Genomic DNA, 7,062 nt, shown 5'->3' with positions numbered 1-7,062 from the left:
GAACCCGGAAGCCACAAGGTACGGGAAGACGAACCCGCAGCGTCCCGCCCTGCGGCCCTCAGGCCTGCGCGGCGCTCTGGCGGCCGCGCCACAGCGCGTAGCCGCCCACGATCACCGCCGAGACCATCGCCAGGACGGCCAGCTGGGGCTTGGGCGCCTGCTCGGCCGCCCACACCGCCACCAGCCCCCAGGCGATGGGCACGCCATAGACCGCCGGACAGGGCGCGCGCAGCACGCTCACGGCGATCAGCAGCACGGTGATCACCCCGCCAAATCCCGCAATCCTGGCGCTCTCGCCCGCAATCAGCCCCTGGGCGGTCAGCACGGTCAGCAGGTTGATCGCCGAGGCGATGGTCAGCCAGCCGGCCAGCAGGGCCAGCGGCCACCAGGCCAGCAGATTCTCCGGCAGGTTGCGACGTCTGGGCGCCTTGCGGATCAGGCCCCAGGTGAGGGCGCCCGCCGATGCAAAGATGATCCCCACGCTGGCCCACTGCCAGTTGGCCGACGACGCGATGATCCAGACCCCGCAGCCGGCGATGGCGATCACCGAGGGCCAGCCGATGCTGGCCAGCGCCCGGTCGCCCCGGTTGCGCGGCAGCGCCTGCCAGACCGCATAGGCGATCAGCCCCAGATAGATCACGCTCCAGATCGAAAACGCATAGGGCGCGGCGCGCAGCGTACTGTCGCCCTGACCCGCAAAATCCTTCGCCGACAGCCCGAGGCCCAGCCCCATCTGCAGCGCCGGCACGGCGATGGCGAAGGCCACACTGGCGATCACGGCGATATTCCGAAACTTCAGGGCCATATCTGTCTCCCGTCAGCACCAACGCCGCCCAAGGCTTTCCGCTCCTTTGGGCGCACGTTCAACCACCCATCGCTCATCCCGGCGAATGCCGGGACCCAGATCGCGAAACGCCGTGGCGGGTTGGAGGACCTCAGCGCGGCTCGAGCCCGCCTTGGCGCTTTTCCAGCTGGATCCCGGCATTCGCCGGGACGAGCGGCGGAAAGGGGCATGTCACCCCGCCGCCAGTTCCCCCACCACGAACGCATCCTCGCCCGCCCCGATCAGGCCCATCAGCACCTCGCCCACGTCGTCGGGCGCGACCACCAGCACCAGGCCCAGGCCGCAGTTGAACGTGCGCCGCATCTCATGCTCCGAGACGCCGCCCGTCTCCTGCAGCCATTGGAACACCGGGGGCAGGGCCCAGGCGTTCCAGTCGAAGCGCGGAACCAGGCCGTCGGCGATGCAGCGCGGCGGGTTCTCGATCAGGCCGCCGCCGGTGATGTGGGCCAGACCCTTCACGCGCCCGGCCTTCAGCTGCGGCAGGACGGAACGGATATAGATGCGCGTGGGTTCCAGCAGCGCCTGCGCCAGCGTCTTGCCGTCGGCGAACGGGGCAGGGGCGTCCCAGGCCAGGCCGGAGCGCTCCACGATGCGCCGGATCAGCGAATAGCCGTTGGAGTGCGGGCCGGAGGAGGCGAGACCAATCAGCACGTCGCCGGGTCTCTGGTCGCCCAGCCGCGGCAGCACCTTGTCGCGGTCGACGGCGCCGACGCAGAAACCCGCCATGTCATAGTCGCCGCCGGAATACATGCCCGGCATCTCGGCCGTCTCGCCGCCCACCAGGGCGCAGTGGGCCTGCCGGCAGCCCTCGGCGATCCCGGCCACTACGGCCGTGGCGGCCTCCACATCCAGCTTGCCGGTGGCGTAGTAGTCCAGGAACATCAGCGGCTCGGCGCCCTGGGCCAGCAGGTCGTTGACGCACATGCCCACCAGATCGATGCCCACGGTGTCGTGGATGCCCGTTTCGATGGCCACCTTCAGCTTGGTGCCCACCCCGTCGGTCGTGGTCACCAGCAGCGGATCGTCGTAACCGGCGGCCTTGAGGTCGAACAGCGCGCCGAACCCGCCCAGCGAAGGCTCCGAGCCCGAGCGGCGCGTGGATTTCGCCAGCGGCTTGATGCGCTCCACCAGCTCGTTGCCGGCGTCTATCGAGACACCGGCCTGCGCATATGTGAGGCCGTTCGGTCGTTCGGACATTTACCCAGCCTGGACATGACGATAAGGCGACGCGCGGAAGTCACGGTCCTTGCAGACTCGGCCGCGCGCGGGGCTATAGCTAATTCATGACGCCGATCACAACCACTGCCGATCTCAAAGCCTTCTGCGACAAGATCAGGGACCAGCCCTTTGTCGCGGTGGATACCGAGTTCATGCGCGAGACCACCTATTGGCCCAAGCTCTGCCTCATCCAGGCGGCGGCGGCCACGGCCGAGGCCTGCATCGACCCGCTGGCCGAGGGGCTGGACCTCGAGCCCTTCCTCGAGATCATGCGCGACGAGCGGATCCTGAAGGTATTTCACGCCGCCCGGCAGGACGTGGAAATCTTCAATAATCTGAACGCGATGCCCCGGCCGCTGTTCGACACCCAGGTGGCCGGCATGGCCGCAGGCTTCGGCGAACAGATCGCCTATGACGCCCTGGTCCGACAGATGCTGAAGATCGAGCTCGACAAGAGCTCGCGCTTCACCGACTGGGCGCGCCGGCCGCTGTCCGACAACCAGCTGACCTATGCGCTGGCCGACGTCACCCATCTGGCCGCCCTCTACCCCATGCTGCGCGAGCGGCTGGAAAAGGAGGGGCGCCTGGCCTGGGTGACCGACGAGATGAACGACCTGACGTCGCCGGCCAACTATGACGTCGAGCCCGAGAACGCCTGGAAGCGCCTGCGGCCGCGCAAGAACAACGCGAAATACCTGGCCGTCTATCGCGCCGTCGCCGCCTGGCGCGAGCGCACGGCCCAGACCCGCGACCAGCCGCGTGGCCGGATCCTCAAGGACGAGGCCATCGACGAGATCGCCACCCAGGGCCCCACCGACGCCGATGGCCTGGACCGCCTGCGCTCGGTGCCCAAGGGCTTCTCAGGCTCCCGCTTCGGCCCCGACCTGATCGCCGCCATCCTGGAGGCCTTGCGCGACCCGGAGGCCTATGCCCCCGTGATCGAGAAGACCCGCCACTCCGCCTCACCGGCGGCGGGCGCCGTCGTGGAATTGCTCAAGGTGCTGCTGAAGGCGCGGGCCGAGGAATCCGGCGTGGCCTCCAAGCTGATCGCCACCGTCTCTGACCTCGAGCAGATCGCTAACGACGATGAGTCCGAGGTGGCGGCCTTGAAGGGCTGGCGGCGCGAAGCCTTCGGCGAGGACGCCCTGCGCCTCAAGCGCGGCGAACTGGCCCTGGTGCTGGACGGCGCCCGCGTCCGCGTCGTGGAAGTGCGGAGGGCGCCCAGGGCCGCAACGAGCGGCTGATCTAAAGCATCTCCAGCTTGAGCTTCAGCGCCTGGGCCAGGGTCTGCGCCCGCCGCGCCGTCTGCTCGCCCAGCAGCATGTCTTCCCAGCCGGCGAGGACGCTCAGCGACAGCCTATCCCCCCGGATCGCCAGGCTGGAGTTCTCGAGCATCCGGGTATTGCGACCGGACAGATCGCAGCCCAGGCGGATGGCCGACCCCAGGGCCCGCGCCCGCTGCCGACGCTCCGGCGTCAGCATCCGGCCGATCGTTGAGTTGTCCACCGGCGCCGGAGCGGCCGTGTGGCGGGCAAAGGCCACGCAGGCCAGATAGACCCGCTCCGGGTGCGACATCCCGGCCAGCGGCGCCCGCAGGACCTGCTCAAAGGCGATGTCCGCCCGGTGATCCGGATGCAGCCGCGCCCCCAGGTCGGCCAGGCGACAGGCCGCCGCCGTCAGGACGCCGTCCCGGCCCGCGAACAGAGGCGCCAGGGTCTCGAACGTCGGCCCGATCCAGGCCGCCAGCGCGTGCCCCAGCTCGGGATTGATCCCATGCTGCGCCGTCAGCGCCTCGCAGCCCTCGATGAGCGGATCAAGCTCGCGCACCGCCGGCGCCATGGCATCGAGCAACATGCCCTCGCGAAGGCCATAGGCCGATACAATGATCCGCTGTACGCCCAGCCGCTCGATCAGCCGCTCCAGCACGACCGCCGAGTAGGGCAGGGTGTCGAATCGCTTGCGGGAAAGCCCCTCGATGCGCTCCAGCGAAGACCGCGACTGATGCTGGACAAACCGCGCCAGTTCCAGGGCATCAGCCTTGTTGATCTCGTACTGGTGCGCCACATGCAGAGGATAGTCCGCCATCTGCATGTGCAGGAGAGCCAGGTTTCGCCAGGCGCCGCCCACGGCGTTGAAGTCCTGTGTGGCGTAGCGATTGGCGTGGGTCTTCAGGTGATCATCAATGGTCCGACGGAGACGCTCCGGGTCGATGGGCTTGGGCGCTCCGAGCGCAAAGGGCCCCAACGGCAGCGTGATACCCTCCGTGGGCCCGGCTCCATTCAGTCGCACCAGTTCCAGGCTTGAGCCGCCGAGGTCGCCGACAACGCCTACGGCGCCCGGATGGCCGCAGATGACGCCCAGCGCTGCAAACCGTGCCTCCTCGGACCCTGAGAGAACCCGGATCTCCAAACCGGTTTCGGCCTTAACCCGGGCCAGAAACGCACGCCCATCCGCAGCTTCCCGGACAGCCGCAGTCGCTGCTGTCATCACGTCCTCGGCTCGCCAGCCGTCGAGGACAGACCGGAAACGACGCAGGGCGTTGATGGCGGCTTCGACGCCGTCGGGAGAAAGGCGACCGGAAGTCGTTAGATCTTTTCCGAGCCCCGCGACCATCTTTTCGTTGTAGATTGTCCACAGCGCGCGGCCATCGACACGATAAATCACCAGTCGCACCGAATTGGAGCCGACATCGATGACCGCCGCCTGGCGGCCCTCGGTACGAGTATGTCTATCCGCGATTGGCCACATTTTCGATCGCGCGCGGCATGTCCTTCACCTTCTGCCCGCGACCCGAGAGGCTCGGATTGGTCATGAAATACTCGTGCGCCGAAAAGGCGTTCGGGTGATCCCAGGCGGGATCACGCCTATAGCGGCCATCGGCGTCCAGGGTCCAGCTTTGCGCCTCGTCCTTGAGGTTTGCGGCCATGATCTGTTGCAGAACCTGTCGATGAACAGTGGGATTCTCGATAGGGGTCATCACCTCCACGCGACGATCCAGGTTTCGGGGCATCCAGTCGGCCGACGAGATAAACAATCGCGCATTTTGTGAGGGCATCGGGTGACCATTGGCGAAGGCGCTGATCCGACAATGTTCGAGATATCTCCCGACGATCGATTTCACGCGAATGTTGTCGGACAGACCCGCAACGCCCGGGCGCAGGCAACAGATGCCACGTATGACCAGATCAATGCTCACGCCGGCCTGTCCGGCGGCGTAGAGCCCATCGATGATTTCCGGGTCGACCAGGGAGTTCATCTTGGCCCAGATAGCCGCCGGTTTGCCGGAGCGCGCGTTGTCAGCTTCCTGATCGATCATCCTGAGAAGGTCGCGCTTCATCGTGACCGGGGAGAATGACAGACGTTCCAGACCGACCGGCTCAGCATAGCCTGTAACGAAGTTGAACAGCTTGGCAGAGTCCCTTCCGAACGGCGCTTCACTCGTGAACAGCGAAAGGTCGGTATAAACGCGCGCGGTCACCGGATGGTAGTTGCCGGTTCCAAAGTGGCAGTAGCTGCGGAGGGTTTCGCCTTCCTTCCGAACCACCACCGACAACTTGGCGTGGGTCTTGTACTCGATGAAGCCATATACCACGTGGACACCCGCGCGCTCGAGGTCGCGGGCCCACTTCAGGTTGGCTTCCTCATCGAAGCGGGCCTTGATCTCGATGACCGCCGTGACGTTTTTACCGTTCTCTGCCGCCTCAATGAGTGCGGCCACGATCGGGCTGTCCTTGGATGTGCGATAGAGGGTCTGTTTGATAGCCAGCACATTCGGATCCCGCGCGGCCTGCAACAGGAATTGCACCACCACATCGAAGCTTTCGAAAGGGTGATGAACCAGGATGTCCTTCTCACGGATCGCTGCGAAGCAATCGCCGCCATGATCACGAATGCGCTCGGGGAATCGCGCCTCGAACGGACGGAACTTCAATTCCGGACGATCAGCCGGAATTAGCTGGGTCAGCTCATCCAGACCCAACAGACCCTCGATAAGGACGATGTCTTCCGGATTGGCGTGCAGGGCATGGGAAATGAAGGCGCGCAACTCGTCTGACATGGCCGACTCAAATTCGACGCGGACCACGGAGCCCAGGCGGCGCTGCTTCAGCATCGCCTCGAACTCGCGGACCAGATCCTCGGCCTCCTCCTCCATTTCAACATCACTGTCGCGGATCAGCCGAAAGACGCCTTGTTCCTGCAGCTCACAGCCCGGGAACAGGTGGTCGAGGAAGAGCATAACCAGGCTCTCCAGCGAGATTACCCGGCGGGTAGCCTTGCGGCGAGCGCCCTTTGCCGGCGCTAGGTCCCAGAATCGCGCGACCTGCGCGGGCAGGGGTGTCAGAGCGTAGAGTTGGCGACCGTCCGACATGCGCCGAAGTTTCAAGACGAGCGAGAACGCCAGATTGGGGATGAAGGGAAAAGGGTGCGCCGGGTCGATCGCCATCGGGGTGAGCAACGGAAAGAGCTCCGTCAGAAAACGCGCCTCCAATGCCGCACGTTCGGCCGTGGTAACATCGGGTGCGTCTACATATGTGAGTCCTGCATCTGCCAGCTCCTGGCACAGCTCGCGCCAGCGTGTTTGCTGATCCGACATCAGGTCTGCGGCGCTCTCGTTTACCCTCAGAAGCTGCTCGGCTGGGCTCAAACCATCCTGGCTGAGAACGCGCACGCCCTCACGGACCTGAGCCTTCAATCCGGCGACCCGGACCATGTAGAATTCGTCGAGGTTGTTGGCGCTGATCGCAAGGAAGCGCAGGCGCTCCAGAAGTGGATGCCGCGGGTTCATGCTCTCGGCAAGCACCCTACGATTGAAACCCAGCCAGGATAGCTCGCGGTTGAAAAACCTGGCCGGAGAATGCGCCAGGTCTTCGCAGGCTGGGGGAGTCACAGGCTCTTTGCGCGCTTGGGCGGGTGCTTTGGCGGTCACGGGAATAGCGCTGTCAGGCATACCGGTTCTCGAAAACGTTGCCCCTGACCATATGGTGTCGAATGGTTAAGGT

General features: G+C 65.7%; 5 protein-coding genes. 1 reads left to right on the top strand and 4 read right to left on the bottom strand.

All coding sequences use genetic code 11. The features are described 5' to 3' along the window. Positions 1–58: 58 nt before the first annotated feature. The gene (locus tag ACIQ42_RS13735) at positions 59–805 is read right to left on the bottom strand and encodes a hypothetical protein (protein WP_397422799.1); all 747 of its coding nucleotides are present in this window, start codon (positions 803–805) and stop codon (positions 59–61) included. 210 nt (positions 806–1,015) lie between these two features. Beyond that, positions 1,016–2,041 carry a phosphoribosylformylglycinamidine cyclo-ligase gene (gene purM, locus ACIQ42_RS13730; RefSeq protein WP_397422797.1) on the bottom strand — a complete coding sequence of 342 codons (1,026 nt, stop codon included), beginning with the start codon at positions 2,039–2,041 and terminating at the stop codon, positions 1,016–1,018. Between the two features lie 86 nt (positions 2,042–2,127). Here purM and rnd point away from each other — a divergent pair, with 86 nt between their 5' ends. Then, positions 2,128–3,306, top strand: a complete 1,179-nt coding sequence (gene rnd / locus ACIQ42_RS13725; RefSeq protein ID WP_397422795.1) for a ribonuclease D — start codon at positions 2,128–2,130, stop codon at positions 3,304–3,306. Between the two features lies 1 nt (position 3,307). Here rnd and ACIQ42_RS13720 read toward each other — a convergent pair whose 3' ends face one another. Beyond that, positions 3,308–4,810: a Ppx/GppA family phosphatase gene (locus ACIQ42_RS13720; RefSeq protein WP_397422794.1), complete on the bottom strand. Its 1,503-nt coding sequence runs from the start codon at positions 4,808–4,810 to the stop codon at positions 3,308–3,310. Next, positions 4,791–7,010 (bottom strand): RNA degradosome polyphosphate kinase, encoded by a 2,220-nt coding sequence (locus ACIQ42_RS13715; RefSeq protein WP_397422793.1) that lies wholly within the window; start codon positions 7,008–7,010, stop codon positions 4,791–4,793. The genes ACIQ42_RS13720 and ACIQ42_RS13715 overlap by 20 nt, the downstream gene beginning before the upstream one ends. Positions 7,011–7,062: the final 52 nt, after the last annotated feature.

Origin of the sequence: Phenylobacterium sp. (assembly GCF_044372605.1) — a bacterium.
Taxonomy (GTDB): Bacteria; Pseudomonadota; Alphaproteobacteria; order Caulobacterales; family Caulobacteraceae; genus Phenylobacterium.
The sequence above is the reverse complement of the archived record's forward strand: the minus strand, read 5'-3'. Positions and strand labels throughout refer to the sequence as shown.